The following is a 15,208-nucleotide window of genomic DNA, read 5'->3' as shown; positions in this document are numbered from 1 at the left end:
GCCGCCCCCCGACGCGCTGCCCGCCGCCTTGCTCGACGCCTTGACCTGGCGGCGGAAGCGCCGCTTGAGGTCGCCCCGGCCGCCGCCGGTCTCGTGACGGCGGAAGTTGGGCTCGGCGATCTCCCGCTGCCGGTACCGGCCCTCCAGCATCGCGCCCAGGCCCTGGACGGCGCACAGCCCCGGCTCGTCAGCCACGTTGACCGGCATCCCGGTCGACTGCCGGATCATCTCGTCGAGCCCGGGAAGCCCCGCCGCGCCGCCGGTGAGCATGACGCCCCGGTCGCCCAGGTCGGCGACCAGGTCGGGCGGGCAGCGGTGCAGCACCGCGCGGATGGTGTCGAGGAGCGCGGTCAGCGGCGGGGTGACGGCGGCGCGCAGCGACACCGGGTCGATCTTGACGGTGCGGGCCAGGCCGGTGGCCACGTCCCGGCCGGCGACCTCCGCCATGTGGTGCAGCGGGTCGGCCAGCGCCTCGTGCAGCGGCCGGACGGCCTGGCTGGGCAGCAGCAGTTCGTGCTCGTTGCGCAGGTACTGCATCAGCGCCCGGTCCACCGTCTCGCCGCCCATCGGCACCTTCTCGGCGGCCACGATCGAGCCGAGCGACAGCACGGCCACCTCGGTGGTGGCCGCGCCGCACTGCACGATCATCGTCGCCTCGGGCTCCTCGACCGGCAGCCCGCAGCCCACGGCCGCCGTCACCAGGCTGTCCACCAGCTCGACCCGGCGCGCGCCGACCCCGATCAGGGTCTCGAGCGCCGCGCGCCGCGCCAGCGGGTCGGCGTCGTGCGGGATGCAGACGGCGGCGCGCAGCAGCGGCTTGCGCCGCCAGGCGCGGCGGAGCTTGTTGCCCACCATCGCGCGCAGCATCCGCTGGGCGACGTCGATGTCGACGACGGTGCCGTTGTTGATCGGGCGGATCACCCGGATGTTGGCCGGGGTGCGGCCGGACATCCGCTCGGCCGGGCTGCCGACGGCGATCAGGGCGCCGGTCTGGGTGTTGACGGCGACCACCGACGGCTCGTCGACGATCAGTCCTGACTGCTTGAGGTAGACGCGGGTGCGGGCGGCACCGAGGTCCACGGCGAGGGTGCAGCGGCGAAGATGATCAAGGCTGAGGGTCATACTGGTAATCTTGTGTGCACGGAGGGTGAAAAGCCCGTCATTGTGCGCCGACCGGAGTAGACGGCGCGTCAGGCAGGACCTCGGGCGTCATGTCCCCCGTGACCTCCCCCGTGACCTCCCCCGTCACGTCGGCCGTCGTGCGGTCGGCGTCGGCGAACTGGGTCGCGTGCAGCTCGGCGTACCGCCCGCCGGCCGCCAACAGTTCGTCGTGCGTGCCGCGTTGGACGATCCGGCCGGCCTCGACGACGAGGATCTGGTCGGCCGCCCGAATGGTCGAGAGACGGTGCGCGATGACCACCGAGGTCCGCCCCGCCAGCGCCTCCGCCAGCGCCTCCTGCACCGCCGCCTCCGAGGTGGCGTCCAGGTGCGCGGTCGCCTCGTCCAGGATCACCACCCGCGGCCTGGCCAGCAGCAGCCGGGCGATGGTGAGCCGCTGCCGCTCGCCGCCCGAGAGCCGGTAGCCGCGCTCGCCGACCACCGTGTCGAGCCCGTCGGGCAGCGCGGCGACGAGGTCGTCGAGCCGGGCCCGGCGCAGGGCGTCCCACAGCTCCGCGTCGTCGGCGCCGGGGGCGGCGAGTCGCAGGTTGGCGCCGATGGTGTCGTGGAAGAGGTGGCCGTCCTGGGTGACCATGCCCAACGTCGCGCGCAGCGAGTCGGCGGTCAGCTCGCGCACGTCGACCCCGCCCACCCGGACGGTGCCGGCGTCGGCGTCGTAGAGCCGGGGGAGCAGCTGCGCGATGGTGGACTTGCCGGCGCCCGACGAGCCGACCAGCGCCACCAGCTGCCCGGGCTCGGCGCGGAACGAGACGCCGTGCAGCACCTGTTCCCCGCCCCGGGCGTCGAGGGTGGCGACCTCCTCAAGGGAGGCGAGGGAGACCTTGTCGGCGGCCGGGTAGCCGAAGTCCACGTCCTCGAACTCCACCGCCACCGGCCCGTCCGGCACCGGCCGCGCGTCCGGGGCCTGCCGGATCAGCGGCTTCAGGTCGAGCACCTCGAAGACCCGCTGGAAGCTGACGAGCGCCGTCATCACCTCGACCCGGGCGCTGGCCAGTGCCGTCAGCGGCGCGTAGAGCCGGGTGAGGAGCAGTGCCAACGAGACCACCGCGCCCGGGTCGAGGCTGCCGCGCAGCGCGTAGTAGCCGCCGAGGCCGTAGACCAGGGCGAGGGCCAGCGCCGAGACGAGGGTGAGCGCGGTGACGAACGCCATCTGGAGCATCGCGCTGCGGATCCCGATGTCCCGCACCCGACCGGCCCGCAGCGCGAACTCCCGCGACTCCTCTGCCGGCCGCCCGTACAGCTTGACGAGGGTGGCGCCGGGGGCCGAGAACCGCTCGGTCATCTGGGTCGCCATCACCGCGTCGTGGTCGGCGGCCTCCCGGGAGAGTCGGGCCAGCCGGGCGCCCATCCGGCGGGCGGGCAGCACGAAGACGGGGAGCAGCAGCAGCGCGAGCAGCGTGATCTGCCAGGAGATGGAGACCATCACGCCGAGGGTGAGCAGCAGCATCACCAGGTTGCCCGCCACCCCGGAGAGGGTGTCGCTGAACGCCCGCTGCGCGCCGATCACGTCCGAGTTCAGCCGGCTCACCAGCGCGCCCGTCCTGGTCCTGGTGAAGAACGCGATCGGCATCCGCTGGACGTGGTCGAAGACGGTGGTCCGCAGGTCGAGGATCAGCCCCTCGCCGATCCGGGCGGAGAGCCAGCGGGTCAGCAGCCCGAGGGCGGCCTCGGCGACCGCGATCCCGGCGATCAGCAGCGCCAGCGTGACGACGGTGCGCTGCGCGTGGCCGTCCGTGATGGCGTTGACCACCTGCCCGGCCAGCACCGGCGTCGCGACGGCGAGCACCGCGCCGCCGACGCTCAGCACCAGGAACCAGCCGAGCTCCCGCCGGTGGGGGCGGGCGAAGGCGCCGATCCGTCGCAACACGGCTCGGGAGAAGGGGCGTTGGTCCTCGGTGGCGTGCCGGGCGTTGTAGAGGCTGTGCCAGGCGGTCATTTCCATGCTCATGGTGCCGAGCCTAGGACCTCAAGTTAACTTGAGGTCAACCCGCGCAACGCCGCCACCACCGCCTCGCCCTCCTCGACGACCGATCCGAGCCGGTCGACGAGGGCCTGCTGGTCCTGGGTCTCCGGCCGGGACATCCGCTCCCGCACCCGCTCCATCCCGTCGTCCAGCTCGTCGCCGTAGCGGAGCAGGTTGTCGGAGAGGTTGTCCAGCATGTCCATCCCCTGGAGGCCGACCGCGAGTTCGAACGACTCGCGCACCTGCTGGGCCTCCGCGTCCAGTTCGTCGATCCACTCCTGCTGGGTGACCTCGAGCGAGGTGCGCCGCGCCTTGCGGTGCTGGATCCCCATGTAGACCAGCGCGGAGAGCCCCAGCACGGCGGCGGCCGGCGGGAACACCAGGCCGGCGGTGGCGGCCCCGCCGATCCAGGAGCCGGTGGCCACGAGGGGCGCCGAGATGCCGAGGAAGGCGGCGGTGCGCTGGAGCACGTCCTGCGCCGTGGTCCGGTTCCTGCGGGGGCGCGGCATCGTCAGGTCGTTGATGTCGAAGCGGTAGCCGGGCAGCGCGGCCGCCGGGTCCTCGGCGCCGAGCTCGGCCCGCACCCGCTCCGTGACCACGTCCTTGAACTGCCGCAGCTGCCGCTCCCAGATCCGCGCCGGTCCCTCCGGCGCCTCGATCCAGTCGTGCAGCGCCTGCGTCTTGGCGACCTGGATCTGGTTGGCCCTGATCGGCCGGCGCACGTCGGCGGCCCGGATCTCGGCGTCGAGCGTGGCGTGCAGGTGTCCGGCGAGCCGGTTGAACGGCCGGGCGGCGCGCCTGACGTGCTCCTTGAGCCGGTTCTCCAACTCCTCGCGCAGCGTCGGGGCGACCGTCTCGACCTTCCGCCGGCGCTCGGTCAGCGCGTCGAGCCGGCCCTGGAGCTCGTCGATCGGCATCCGCTCGGTGCGCAGTCGCTCGCCGAGCAGCGAGACCCGGGGGCCGAGCAGCCCGCGTGCCTCGTCCGCCACCCTGCCCAGGTGGTAGCGGCCCGAGCCGCGCTCGATCAGCGTCTCCAGGGTGCCGCGCAGCGCGTCCATCCGGCTCTCGGCGGCCTGCCGCCTGGCCAGCGCCGTCTGCTCCTGGGCCTCGAACACGGCGGCGCGCGCCTCGGCGGCCGGCGCCACCGGGACGAAGCCCTCGCCGATGAACTCCGCGTCGGGCCGGCCGTCGACCGTGAAGTGCTCGCGCAGATAGGCGTTGTTGCGGTCGATGGTGGCCTGCCAGGCCGGCACGTTGCGGTGGTCGAGCTGGGTGGCCAGGTCGATGGCGGTGAGGACCCACAGCACCGGCTTCCGGTAGACGCGGAAGTGGGCGTAGAGGGCGCGGATCAGGTCGAGTTCGTTCTCCGAGAGGGTGCGGGAGGCGTGCGAGACGTAGATGAAGCAGTCGGCCTGGCCCATGGCCTGCTTGACGATGGCGTCGTGGAGGGCGTTGGGCGAGCCGAAGCCCGGCAGGTCGTAGAGCTTGGCCGGCACCCGGAACGACGAGATCAGGATCTCGATCTCGGCCACCTCGCGGTACCAGTGCGGCTGCAGCCGGTTGGTGACCTCCGCGTCCTGCATGGCGTAGGCGGCGACGACGGGCTGCGCGGGCGAGTTGCCCACGTCCTCCCACTCGCCCTCGGCCGAGTCCGCGAACTGGACGCGGAGGAAGCCGGAACCGCTGGTGTCCGGCCCCTCGGCGGTGTCGTCGGCCACCGGCGCCACGGTGGCCGGGCACGCCGTGGTCGGCACGGGGGAGGACGGCAGCAGCCCGACGAACTTCTCCGCCGGCAGCCCGTCGGGGCCGGTGCCCTGATGCAGCTTGAGGCCGCCCTGGAGGCCGCTGAGCAGGAAACTCTTGCCCGAGGAGAACGCGCCCAGCAGCGCCACGTTGATCAGCGAGGACGCCGCGCGGGTGCGCAGCTGCCGCATGGCGCCGGCGTCCCGCCCCGCCTCGGCCCGCCACTCCTCGGTGGTCGTCGGCGCGGCGGCCACCGTCTCCAGCCACGCGGTGCCGCGCTCCAACGCCTCGTGCAGCTCAACCCGCAGTTCTTCCAACCCCGTTGTGGTCGTCACAGGCGAGTTATAGCGCCTCGCGCCCGGTTGCGCGCCCCTTATGGGAAGAAAGGCGCCGACTCCGGCGCCGACTCCGGCGCGGGGTCTGGCGCGGGCTCTGGCGCCGCGTGGCGCCCGATGGTGCCATTCGGCGCCATCGGGTGCCGTGGTGGCGCATGTCTGGCGCATGTCTGGCGTCATGGGCTTGCGTGTGGCGCCATCGTGGTGCCATGATGGCGTCATGGACCTCACGCCGTATGTCGACTCCCTCCGCCGCGAACTCGCGGTGGCCGCCGAGGCCGGCGGCGACGAAGCCCGCGAGCTGGCCGACCGGCTCACCGCCCCCCTGGAGTCGGCGACCCGGCTGACCATGCTCAACGTGCTCTCCGCCGCGATGGACGAGATCACCCGCGAACTCGCCCCCGGCTCGGTCGATGTCCGGCTGCGCGGGCTCGACCCCGACTTCGTGGTGACGCCGCCGCCCACCGACGGCGGCGCCCCCACGGAGCCGGCCGCGCCCGCCGAGCCGCTCAGGGCGCCGGCCCAGGCCGCGGCCGACGGCGACGAGGGCGGCACCGCCCGCGTCAACCTGCGCCTGCCGGCCCACCTCAAGACCCTCGTCGAGGAGGCCGCGACCCGCGAGGGCCTGTCGGTCAACGCCTGGCTGGTGCGCGCCGTGTCGGCCGCGGTCGACGGCGGCGGCCGGCCACGCGCCCCGGAGAAGACCAGGGCCATGGGGCAGAGCTTCACGGGCTGGGTCCGCTAACCGCGCCCCCCGCACCACGTCACCCACACACCGCGTCCCACCAGCGGGGACGTCCTGAAGACCCAAGAGGACGGGACAGCCATGCCTTCTTTCGACACTCCAGAACCGATCTCGGCCACGGTGCGCGTGGAGGCCGGTTCCATCCAGTTCATCGCGGGCGACCGGCTCGACACCGTCGTCGAGGTGCGGCCCCGCGACCCGAAGAAGGACCGGGACGTGCGGCGGGCGGACCAGACGGAGGTCGGCTACGCGAACGGCGAGCTGACCGTCAGGACGCCCAAGTCCAACCTGTTCGGCCTCGGCCGCACCGGTACCGTCGACGTGACGGTCGAACTGCCCACCGGTTCGTACGTCGACGTGACCGGAGCCTGGACCCAGGTGCTCGGCGAGGGCCGGCTCGGCGAGGTCCGCGTGAAGACCTCGTCGGGCGATGTCCGCCTCGACACGACGGGGCCGCTGAGCATGACCGCGTCGCACGGCTCGATCACCGTGGACCGGGTCGAGGGCAGGGCCGAGATCACCACCAGCGTCGGCAGCCTGCGCGTCGGGCTCCTCGACGGTCCCGCCGTCCTGAAGAACTCGCACGGCTCCACGATCGTCGACGCCGCGACCGACGAGCTGCGGGTGAGCGGCGCCCACGGCGACATCGAGATCCGGCGCGCCGAGGGCTCGGTGAGCGTCACCACCGCCCACGGCGCCGTGCGGCTGGGCGAAGTGGCGCGTGGCTCCGTCCAGTTGGAGACCGCCTACGGCGCCATCGCGGTCGGCGTCCGGGAGGGCACGGCCGCCTGGCTCGACGTCAGCTCGGGCGCCGGCCAGGTGCGCAACGCGCTGGCCTCCTCCGAGGCCCCCGACGGGGCCACGGACACCATCGAGATCCGTGCCCGCACCCGCTACGGCACCATCGACATCCTGCGCGCCAAGGGCTGATCGCCCTCCTCCCCCGAGAACTCGCCCGCCTTCCCCGTCACCTCAGCCCTCGAAAGGGAGGACTCCATGCCTTCATCTGTCATGCCCACGTCCAGTCGCGAAGGCGGCCGGCGGTCGCCCGCCGCGATCTCCGTCCAGGGCCTCCGCAAGTCCTACGGCGAAAAGACCGTCCTCGACGGCATCGACCTGCACATCCCCGAGGGCACCGTCTTCGCGCTGCTCGGCCCCAACGGCGCGGGCAAGACCACCACCGTGGAGATCCTGGCCACCCTCGTCCGCGCCGACGACGGCCGGGCCAGCGTCGGCGGCCACGACCTGGCCGCCGACCCCGCCGGGGTGCGCTCCGTGATCGGCGTCACCGGCCAGTTCGCCGCCGTCGACGAACTGCTCACCGTCCAGGAGAACCTGATCCTGATGGCGGACCTGCACCACCTCGGCCGCGAGGAGGGGCGCCGTCGCGCCGCCGAGCTCCTCGACCGCTTCGAACTGACCGAGGCCGCCGCCCAGCCGGGCACCGCCCTCTCCGGCGGCATGCGCCGCAAGGCCGACCTCGCCATGACGCTGATGGGCGACCCGCGCGTCATCTTCCTCGACGAGCCCACCACCGGCCTCGACCCCCGCAGCCGCCGCACCATGTGGGAGATCATCCGCCGCCTCGTCGACGACCAGGGCGTCACCATCCTCCTCACCACCCAGTACCTGGACGAGGCCGACGAACTCGCCGACCGCATCGCCGTACTGGACGGCGGCAAGCTCGTCGCCGAGGGCACCGCGGAGGAGCTGAAGCGGCGCATCCCCGGCGGCCACATCCGCGTCCGCTTCGCCGAGCCGGAACAACTCGCCGCCGCCGTCCAGGTGTTCGAGGTGGCCGAGGCCGACCAGGAGTCGCTGACCCTGCACGTTCCGAGCGACGGCTCGCTCCCGATGCTCCGCTCCGTGATCGACCTCCTCGACGCCGCCTCGATCGAGGCGGCCGAACTCAGCGTCCACACCCCCGACCTGGACGACGTCTTCCTCGCTCTCACCGGCTCGTCCCGCCGCCAGGCCGACGCCACCACCCAACTGGAGAACGTCCGATGAGCACCCTCGCCCTCACCATGACCGACTCGGCCACGATGCTCCGCCGCAACCTCAAGCGCGCGATCCGCTACCCGTCCCTGACCTTCTCGGTCCTGTTGATGCCGATCATGATGCTGCTCCTCTTCAACTACGCGTTCGGCAACACCCTCGGCACCGGCATCACCGCCATGGGCGGCATCGGCGACGTCGAGTACATCGACTACGTCGCGCCCGGCATCATCCTGATGACCGCCACCTCAGGGGCGGTCGCGACGGCCATCAGCGTCTGCCTCGACATGACGCAGGGCATCGTCAAACGCTTCCGCACCATGTCGGTCTCCCGCGCCGCGATCCTGGCCGGACACGTCGTCGGCAGCGTCATCCAGACCATGATCGGCCTGGTCCTCGTCGTCGGCGTCGCCCTCGCCATCGGCTTCCGGCCGAACGCCAACGCGCTGGAATGGCTCGCCGCGTTCGGCCTGCTCGGCTTCGTCACCCTGGCCCTCACCTGGATCTCCGCCGCGATGGGCCTGGTGGCCAAGACACCCGAGTCGGCGAGCAACACCCCGCTGCCGCTGACGTTCATGCCGTTCCTCGGCAGCGCCATCGTCCCCGCCGACTCGATGCCGTCCGCGATGCGGTGGTTCACCGAGTACCAGCCGTTCACGCCGATGATCGAGACCCTGCGCGGCCTGCTGCTGGGCACCGAGATCGGCAACAGCGGCCTGATCTCCGTCGCCTGGTGCCTGGCCCTCACCGTCGCCGGCTACGTCTGGGCGCGCGTCGCCTTCGCCCGCGTCACCCGGCAGTGACGGCGGCCGGTCACAGCCGCTCCCCGCGACTCCGCGCGTTGGCCTCCGCGACCGGCTCGGCGAGCACCTCGCTCACCCGAGCCGGTCGCACGTGCTCCACCGCCGCCTCCCACTCCAACCCACCACCCGGCGGCCGCAGATAGACGCGACCGCCCTCGTGGTCCATGACCACGCCGTAGCGGCCAACCCGCTCGTCGTACGCGGCGGCGCCGATCTCCAACTCCCGCATCCCTGCCTCCAGGCACTGTTGACGGCGAAACATCCGATCGTTCACCGTGGGTGCATCAATCGTTGCGCTCGGCACACCGGGCTCAACAGACTCATCCTGTTCCATACCGGGACAAGGAATGCGGAAGGCTTCACGGATGGTCACTCCACCTCGCAAGCTCGACCCCACACTCCCCCAGCTACCGCTGGGAGGTGCCCCCATGGCCCGCCACCTCTTCGGTGCCGAGCAGCGGAGGCAGCGCCAACTCAACGGCGACATGTCCCTGGACGCGCTGGCGGACGTCGTGAACTACAGCAAGACCCAACTCCACGGCGTGGAGACGGCCGAGCGGATCCCCTTCCCACCCCTCCCCGGCAAACTCGACGCCGCGTTCGGCACGGACGGCCTCTTCGACGGCCTCTGGCGCGTCATCGAACGCGAGCAGTACCCCGACCGCTACCGCCGCTTCATGGAACTCGCCGCACAGGCCACGGACATCTGCGAGTACGCCGGCCACATGGTGCCTGGCCTGCTCCAGACCGAGGCCTACGCGCGGGCGTTGCTGCGCATCGGGGCACCTGAAGCCAGCGCCGACGACGTCGACGAGTGGGTCGCCACTCGCATGAGCCGGCAGGACCGGCTGAGTTCGGACGTGGCGCCGTACCTGTGGACGATCCTCGACGAGGCGGTGTTGCGTCGGCCGGTTGGCGGCCGGGCGGTGATGTACGAGCAGTTCGCCAAGCTCCAGCCGTTGGTGGACACCGCCCGCAGCAAGATCCAGGTCCTCCCGTTCACGCATGGGGAACACGCCCTTCTTGGCGGATCGCTCACCCTGCTGACGCTCCCGAATCGCTCATCAGTGGCCTACCTGGAAGGCATTGGAGAGGGGCAGCTGATCGAGACGCCAGCCGCTGTCAGGAGGCGCCATCGGTCCTACGATCTACTCAGGGCGTACGCCCTGTCGCCGAGGGAGTCGGCGGCCCTGATCGAGAGGGCGATGGAGGATTTCAACCCATGCGAGGCGCTTCCGACCTGAGCAACGCGGCGTGGCGTAGGTCCAGCTACAGCAACACCGACGGCGGCAACTGCCTGGAAGTCGCGGACGGCATCCCCGCCGTCGTCCCCGTGCGGGACAGCAAGGTCTCGGACGGCCCGGCGCTGGTCTTCCCGGCCAGCGCCTGGACCGCGTTCGTCAGGAGTCGCGGCGGTGCGAGTAGGTAGGCGGGTCCCAGCCCATCAGGTCCTCGTCGCTGCCGACCTTCGACGACCTGGTCGTGAAGGACAGCGGCAGACCGAGCCGCGCCAGCTCCGCGATCAGGTCCGGCGAGATGGTGAGGTGGTGCATGCCGCTGTCGATATGGCCGGAGATGTCGAGTTGCACGCGGTAGCCCTCCTCACGGAGGGCGGCCAACTCGGAGGCCAGCGGTGCGACGCGGGGCGACAGGGCGTCCAGGAGTCCCGCGACGTCGGAGGCCGTCGCTGTCAGGATCCAGCAGCCGGCCCCCTCACGGAACGCCTGCTCCTCACCAGGGGCGCGAGCGATGTCGGGCTCTGTGCCGAGTCGCCGCGTGAGCTCGTCGGGCGAAAGGTCGGCCTTGGTGATCAGCAGGGCCAGGCTCAGCGACTGCCACTGCTTCGGGCTACGTGCCACGCGAATCCTCCTCTTTCCGTTCCCGTTCAGCGATTGCTGGTGCTGACGATGAGTTTCAAGGGGATGCCCAGCGAGGCCAGTCGTGTGGTCGCGGCGGGCGACAGCTCCAGTACCGCTCCGGTGCCCACGTAACCGAAAGTCGTGATTCCGACGTCGTACCCCTCGTCCATGAGCTCGCGCAGAACCTCCGCGCTCGGAGTGATCGCGTCAAGGATCGCGTCGACCTGGCCGGCATGGCCCAGTTCTCGCTCGGCGCGCTCCAACAGCCACAGTCCGGACGGATCCCCGTCCGGATCCCAGCGGCTGGGGCCGGGGAGCCGCGTGCCGGTGGGCTCCAGGCCGAGGCGCTCGGTGACGGCTTCCGGCACCAGATCGCTTTTGCTGATGACGAGCGTGGCATCCGTCTGCACCCACGGGTGCTCGGTGTGCGTGTAGTTCATGGAGGGTCCCATCCTGAATCACATGAGTTCCCGGCAGGCCGCCCAGTGGACGTCTCCCATGTTCTCGCTCAGCAGGTCGCTCAGTGAGGTGCGCTCCGCCACGGTCGTGGAGTTCTCCATCACGGAGACGGCGCCGCCTCCCGTGCCTGCCGGCGAAGCGAGAGTGTAGTTGGGGATGACGTCCCCCGCGTGGAAGGTCTCCAGGGCCGCGTTGGGGTAGATGCCGGCCTCGATGGCGACCCCGTCCAGGCCGTTCAGCATGTCGCCGTGGCTCGTGTAGAACGAGATCGAGGTGCCCTCCGGCACGACGAAGTCTCCGGCGCCGCGTTCGAAGTAGCCGTGGCCGGCCAGAACGGACTGGCCGTCCGCACGCCCGCCTGCGAAGACCCTCGTCGCGTAGTAGTGGCCCTGGTCGGACGTGTAGGTCCGGCTGCTCATCGTCGGGCTCCCCATGTGCGCCCTGAGCGCGTCCATCACGCCGGGGGACGGGGTCGTGCCGCCCGTGCCGCGCGCGCCCGTCGCGACCATGCCGAGGACGTCGCCGTTCCAGCCCCGCGCGATGGTGGTCATGCCGGTGCCGGCCAGGCGGCGGACGCCGCCCGCCACATTCCGTATCGCCCCCGGAACGTCGCTGAGCATCCGGATCAGGCCGCCCGCGGTCGTCAGTCCCTTAAAGCCGGGGATGCAGTCGAGCGCCGCGAAGGCGACGTCCCACAGGGACGCCTCGCCACGCGCGTAGTCGTACAGGGTGTCGGCCAGCACCACCAGGGCCGCCGCCAGCACCACCCAGGCCAGCGGGCCGCCGATGATCATCACCACGATGCCGAGCACCGCGACGACGACCTTGCAGATCTCGACGATGGTGTCCCAGTTCTCCGTCACCCAGTGGACGGCGTCCTCCCACCAGCGGCGGTTCTGGATGCCGGCGTCGGAGGCCGCGTCGATCTCGTCCGCGCAGGCGCGGGCCGCGTCCTCCCGCATCTCCTTGGCCTGCCGGGCGAGTTCACGCGCCGCCGACAGCGCCTCCTCAGCCGCGTCGACCTGTCCCTGCGCGTCCGACCGGGCCTGGCCGGCGGCGGTCGCGTCCCGCGTGGCGGCCCGTACCTCCGCCTCCGAGGGCGGCTCGACGTTCTCCCGCTCGCCCTCGCGCTCCAGCCGGTCCGCCTCGTCCCCGGCCCGCGACACCCAGTCCTGCGCGTCGGTCAACGCGCCCTGCGCGGAGGTCAGATCGGCCTGCGCCGCGATCGCCCGGTCCAACGCCCGGTCGGCCATGCCCTGGGCGGTCTCCAACTTCGGCCAGTACGTCTGCAGCGCCTGCCCCGCCATGTCGTACGACGTCCGCAGCTTCTCCAGGTTGCCCGGCACCCCGTCGAACTCCGACCTGAACGCCTCGGCGGACAGGCCCGCCCAGTCGAGCACGGCCCGGTCCTCGGACATCCCCCTCACCTGGCGCAGCGCCTCACCGACATCGTCGGCGAAGTCCTGCAGCGTGTCGGCGAGTTCCCGCACGTCGTCCGGGTAGCCCGGTGTCGGGTCCGAGTCCATGTCGACCGGACTCCAGTCAGATGCGCGTGCCACCCCAGCCCCCCGTTGCTGTCGTCCGCACCAAGATCGAACATATCCGCCGGATCCGGAGGAACAGTCATGCCTCTGTCACAGACATGTGACAGAGCGGGGGATGGCGTCCGCGTCGACCGCCGGCACGTCAACAGGCCGTCGGAGCAGGGGTGTAGGGCTGGTCTTTACCCGCTTGCCCGTCCGTTGGCATAGTCAATGCTTCAACGAGTGAGTCGCCGTGGGAAAACGGGCCTATCGTGAGAGGCGGTCAGGCGAAACGGCCGAAGGGGGAAATCGTGTCTGACGCCGACGCGGAACATACACAGGTCATCCATATCATCGCGGGTCCCACGGGTATCGGGAAGAGCGCCGCCGCCACCGAGTTGGCGCGGGCCACCGGGGCGCCGATCGTGGTGGCGGACCGGATCCAGTGCTTCCCCGAGCTGGCCACCACGAGCGCCAGGGCCGGCGGCGAGGCGGCCGACGTGGAGCGGATCTGGCTGGCCGAACGCGCCGTGGCGGACGGGGACTTCGCCGTCGCCGACGCCCTGGAGGCGCTGATCGGGACGCTGCGGGGGCTCCGCGAGCGCCACCCCTTCGTGATCGTCGAGGGCGGCTCCATCTCGCTGCTCTGGGACTTCGCCGAACTGCTGCCGGAACTCGGGTTCCGGGCCACGGTGCGGCTGATGCACATAGCCGATCGCCGGGAGTACGTGGCGGGGCTGACCCGGCGGGCGCGTGGGATGCTCGTTCCCGAGGGGGCGGCGACGAGTGCGATCGAGGAACTCGCCATCGCCTGGAAAAGCGTCGAGCAGCGGTCGTTCGTCGCGTCCATCAACGGGTTCAAGGGGATCCTGGAATGGTGCGCCACGCACTCCTTCGCCGTGGAGTCCCTGGCCTCGGCGGCGCTGACCGAGGAGCAGGTGGGGGAGTTGTCCCGCATGGTCGCCCTGCGTCACGCCGAGCACGGGGTGCTTCAGGACCGCATCTTCTCCATGGTCTTCGACGGGTGGTGCGGCGAGCCCGACGCCGTCACCGATTGACTTTCGATCGGTATCTATCGACGATCGATGTATGCACAAGTACTTCATCGCCCTGCTCCGTGCCGGCATCGTGATCGCCGTACTGGCCGGGGTCTTCGGCCAGTTGGTGGTCATCCCGGCGGCGGCGGCCGACGAGGTCGACCGCTTCCCGCCCTACGCGCCGTTCCAGGCGGCGTACGTGACGGTGGCGATCGTGGGCGTCGCCTGCGTCCAGATCGCGCTCGTCGCCGTGTGGATGCTGCTCGCCATGGTGGACCGCGACGCGATCTTCACGTCCGGCGCCTTCCGCTGGGTCGACGTGATCATCGGCGCGGCGGGCGTGGCGACGCTGCTGGCGTTCGGCGTCGCCGGGCACCTGTCGCTGGCCGAGATCCCCGAGCCCGACGGCAGCATGGAGGTGCTGAGCGCGCTGGCGGGCGCGACCGCGTGCGTCGGCCTCGGGGCGGCGTTCCTCATGCTCGTCGTCGTCATGCGGACCCTGCTGCGCAAGGCGACTGACCTCCAGGCCGAGATCGCCGAGGTCGTCTGATGGCGATCGTCGTCGACCTCGACGTCCAACTCGCCAGACGGCGCATGTCGGTCGGCGAGTTCGCCGAGGCCGTCGGCATCACGCCGGCCAACGTCGCCGTCCTCAAGAACGGCCGCGCCAAGGCGGTGCGGTTCACCACGCTCGACGCGATCTGCCGCACGCTGGGCTGCCAGCCGGGCGACGTGCTGCGCTGGGTACCGGACGGCGACGACCCGGCGGCCGATGCCTCGGCGGCCGACGGTCCCGTGGGGGTCGACCTCAGGCAGGCCTGAACCCCTGCGGTCGGGCCGTTCCACGCCGGAACATGAGACGCGGCTCCGCTCCCGAGCCCGCCTAGACCTGCGACTCCTCAAGCAACCGAAGGGCCAGCGCCTTGAGTTCGGGGCTCGCCTGGGCGGCGTCGCCAGCGTCGAACGGAGGGCGCGGGTCGTACTCGACGGCCAGCTGGATGCCCTGCGCGATGGTGTCGCCGGCGAGCTGGGCCGCCAGGTGGAGAGCCATGTCGAGGCCGGCCGAGACGCCGGCCGCGGTGATCAACCTGCCGCTGCGCACCCAGCGTTCCGGCACGTGGACCACGCCGAACTCGGACTCCAGATAGCCGGCGGACGCCCAGTGGGTGGTGGCGCGCTGGCCGGCGGTCAGCAGCCCGGCGGCGGCCAGGATCAGGGAGCCGGTGCAGACGGACGTCGTCCACCGGGTGTGGCGGTCGACGCGGCGCACGAAGTCGAGCAGGGCGGGGTTCCCCATCGCGCCGATCGTGCCGCGGTTGCCGGCGCCGGGGACCAACAGCACGTCGAGACGGTCGACTTCGGCGTACGACCGGTCGGCCAACACGGCCACGTCGCCGGTGTCCGTGCGGACCGGGCCGCGCCGCTCGGCGATCATCGTGACGGTGGCGTTCGGCAGCCGGGCCAGGATCTCGGCGGGCCCGGTCGGGTCGAGCAGGCTGTAGCCGTCGTAGAGCAGGATCCCGATCCGCGGGCCACGGCCGGCGGGGGTCGCGGTGGCGGTGGC

Annotated in this window: 17 protein-coding genes; 9 read left to right on the top strand and 8 right to left on the bottom strand. The window is 71.7% G+C overall.

What is annotated here, in order from left to right:
• From mreB to E1283_RS16450, 3 genes are all read right to left on the bottom strand, one after another.
• On the bottom strand, positions 1-1,122 hold a 1,122-nt coding region (mreB, locus tag E1283_RS16460; protein ID WP_132818800.1), incomplete at its 3' end, for a rod shape-determining protein.
• 37 nt (positions 1,123-1,159) lie between these two features.
• Positions 1,160-3,127 carry an ABC transporter ATP-binding protein gene (locus E1283_RS16455; protein WP_132818799.1) on the bottom strand — a complete coding sequence of 656 codons (1,968 nt, stop codon included), beginning with the start codon at positions 3,125-3,127 and terminating at the stop codon, positions 1,160-1,162.
• Between the two features lie 23 nt (positions 3,128-3,150).
• Positions 3,151-5,220, bottom strand: a complete 2,070-nt coding sequence (locus E1283_RS16450) for a dynamin family protein (protein WP_165956145.1) — start codon at positions 5,218-5,220, stop codon at positions 3,151-3,153.
• Between the two features lie 220 nt (positions 5,221-5,440).
• Between E1283_RS16450 and E1283_RS16445 the strand changes: the two genes are divergently transcribed.
• The 4 genes from E1283_RS16445 to E1283_RS16430 all read left to right on the top strand — a co-directional run bounded on the left by E1283_RS16445 (position 5,441) and on the right by E1283_RS16430 (position 8,766).
• Positions 5,441-5,965 (top strand): hypothetical protein, encoded by a 525-nt coding sequence (locus E1283_RS16445; RefSeq protein WP_132818797.1) that lies wholly within the window; start codon positions 5,441-5,443, stop codon positions 5,963-5,965.
• Between the two features lie 81 nt (positions 5,966-6,046).
• On the top strand, positions 6,047-6,895 hold the full coding sequence (locus E1283_RS16440; protein ID WP_132818796.1) for a DUF4097 family beta strand repeat-containing protein: 849 nt from the start codon (positions 6,047-6,049) through the stop codon (positions 6,893-6,895).
• An 81-nt stretch (positions 6,896-6,976) separates the two neighbouring features.
• Positions 6,977-7,975, top strand: a complete 999-nt coding sequence (locus E1283_RS16435) for an ATP-binding cassette domain-containing protein (protein ID WP_132818795.1) — start codon at positions 6,977-6,979, stop codon at positions 7,973-7,975.
• Entirely contained in the window at positions 7,972-8,766 is a 795-nt protein-coding gene (locus E1283_RS16430; protein ID WP_132818794.1) for an ABC transporter permease, read from the top strand. The genes E1283_RS16435 and E1283_RS16430 overlap by 4 nt, the downstream gene beginning before the upstream one ends.
• Positions 8,767-8,776: 10 nt before the next feature.
• Here the strand turns inward: E1283_RS16430 and E1283_RS16425 are convergent, their stop codons facing one another.
• Positions 8,777-8,995, bottom strand: a complete 219-nt coding sequence (locus tag E1283_RS16425; RefSeq protein WP_132818793.1) for a hypothetical protein — start codon at positions 8,993-8,995, stop codon at positions 8,777-8,779.
• A 199-nt stretch (positions 8,996-9,194) separates the two neighbouring features.
• Here E1283_RS16425 and E1283_RS16420 point away from each other — a divergent pair, with 199 nt between their 5' ends.
• Complete coding sequence (locus E1283_RS16420) at positions 9,195-10,010, top strand: DUF5753 domain-containing protein (protein WP_132818792.1); 816 nt, start codon at positions 9,195-9,197, stop codon at positions 10,008-10,010.
• Positions 9,989-10,195, top strand: coding sequence for a DUF397 domain-containing protein (locus tag E1283_RS16415; RefSeq protein ID WP_132818791.1), 207 nt, complete (start codon positions 9,989-9,991; stop codon positions 10,193-10,195). The genes E1283_RS16420 and E1283_RS16415 overlap by 22 nt, the downstream gene beginning before the upstream one ends.
• Here the strand turns inward: E1283_RS16415 and E1283_RS16410 are convergent.
• From E1283_RS16410 to E1283_RS16400, 3 genes are read right to left on the bottom strand one after another with little or no spacing between them, the layout of a single operon-like run.
• Positions 10,167-10,625 (bottom strand): DUF4279 domain-containing protein, encoded by a 459-nt coding sequence (locus tag E1283_RS16410; protein WP_165956144.1) that lies wholly within the window; start codon positions 10,623-10,625, stop codon positions 10,167-10,169. The two genes, E1283_RS16415 and E1283_RS16410, sit on opposite strands and share 29 nt — an antisense overlap.
• A 26-nt stretch (positions 10,626-10,651) precedes the next feature.
• Positions 10,652-11,065, bottom strand: coding sequence for a DUF4279 domain-containing protein (locus E1283_RS16405; RefSeq protein ID WP_165956143.1), 414 nt, complete (start codon positions 11,063-11,065; stop codon positions 10,652-10,654).
• A gap of 18 nt (positions 11,066-11,083) precedes the next feature.
• Positions 11,084-12,643, bottom strand: coding sequence for a WXG100 family type VII secretion target (locus E1283_RS16400; protein ID WP_132818788.1), 1,560 nt, complete (start codon positions 12,641-12,643; stop codon positions 11,084-11,086).
• A 275-nt stretch (positions 12,644-12,918) separates the two neighbouring features.
• Between E1283_RS16400 and E1283_RS16395 the strand changes: the two genes are divergently transcribed.
• From E1283_RS16395 to E1283_RS16385, 3 genes are read left to right on the top strand one after another with little or no spacing between them, the layout of a single operon-like run.
• A complete protein-coding gene (locus tag E1283_RS16395) occupies positions 12,919-13,665 on the top strand; it encodes an isopentenyl transferase family protein (protein ID WP_243744881.1) in 747 nt (248 codons plus the stop codon).
• A 31-nt stretch (positions 13,666-13,696) separates the two neighbouring features.
• On the top strand, positions 13,697-14,194 hold the full coding sequence (locus E1283_RS16390) for a DUF2975 domain-containing protein (protein WP_132818787.1): 498 nt from the start codon (positions 13,697-13,699) through the stop codon (positions 14,192-14,194).
• Entirely contained in the window at positions 14,194-14,466 is a 273-nt protein-coding gene (locus E1283_RS16385; protein ID WP_132818786.1) for a helix-turn-helix domain-containing protein, read from the top strand. Before E1283_RS16390 ends, E1283_RS16385 begins: the two co-directional genes overlap by 1 nt.
• A 61-nt stretch (positions 14,467-14,527) precedes the next feature.
• On the opposite strand, the gene E1283_RS16380 is transcribed toward E1283_RS16385, so the two are convergent.
• A partial coding sequence (locus E1283_RS16380; protein ID WP_132818785.1) for a DJ-1/PfpI family protein occupies positions 14,528-15,208 on the bottom strand: 681 nt, incomplete at its 5' end.

The organism is Streptomyces hainanensis, assembly GCF_004348415.1.
GTDB lineage: Bacteria > Actinomycetota > Actinomycetes > Streptomycetales > Streptomycetaceae > Streptomyces > Streptomyces hainanensis.
This window is presented reverse-complemented; position numbering and strand designations above follow the sequence as displayed.

Bases quoted from the DNA above. Each gene is read 5' to 3' on its own strand.
- E1283_RS16440 (WP_132818796.1), top strand. From the start codon at position 6,047: ATGCCTTCTTTCGACACTCCAGAACCGATCTCGGCCACGGTGCGCGTG.
- E1283_RS16435 (WP_132818795.1), top strand. From the start codon at position 6,977: ATGCCCACGTCCAGTCGCGAAGGCGGCCGGCGGTCGCCCGCCGCGATC.
- E1283_RS16385 (WP_132818786.1), top strand. From the start codon at position 14,194: ATGGCGATCGTCGTCGACCTCGACGTCCAACTCGCCAGACGGCGCATG.
- E1283_RS16445 (WP_132818797.1), top strand. From the start codon at position 5,441: ATGGACCTCACGCCGTATGTCGACTCCCTCCGCCGCGAACTCGCGGTG.
- E1283_RS16390 (WP_132818787.1), top strand. From the start codon at position 13,697: ATGCACAAGTACTTCATCGCCCTGCTCCGTGCCGGCATCGTGATCGCC.
- E1283_RS16405 (WP_165956143.1), bottom strand. From the start codon at position 11,065: ATGAACTACACGCACACCGAGCACCCGTGGGTGCAGACGGATGCCACG.
- E1283_RS16455 (WP_132818799.1), bottom strand. From the start codon at position 3,127: ATGAGCATGGAAATGACCGCCTGGCACAGCCTCTACAACGCCCGGCAC.
- E1283_RS16415 (WP_132818791.1), top strand. From the start codon at position 9,989: ATGCGAGGCGCTTCCGACCTGAGCAACGCGGCGTGGCGTAGGTCCAGC.
- E1283_RS16425 (WP_132818793.1), bottom strand. From the start codon at position 8,995: ATGCGGGAGTTGGAGATCGGCGCCGCCGCGTACGACGAGCGGGTTGGC.
- E1283_RS16430 (WP_132818794.1), top strand. From the start codon at position 7,972: ATGAGCACCCTCGCCCTCACCATGACCGACTCGGCCACGATGCTCCGC.
- E1283_RS16420 (WP_132818792.1), top strand. From the start codon at position 9,195: ATGGCCCGCCACCTCTTCGGTGCCGAGCAGCGGAGGCAGCGCCAACTC.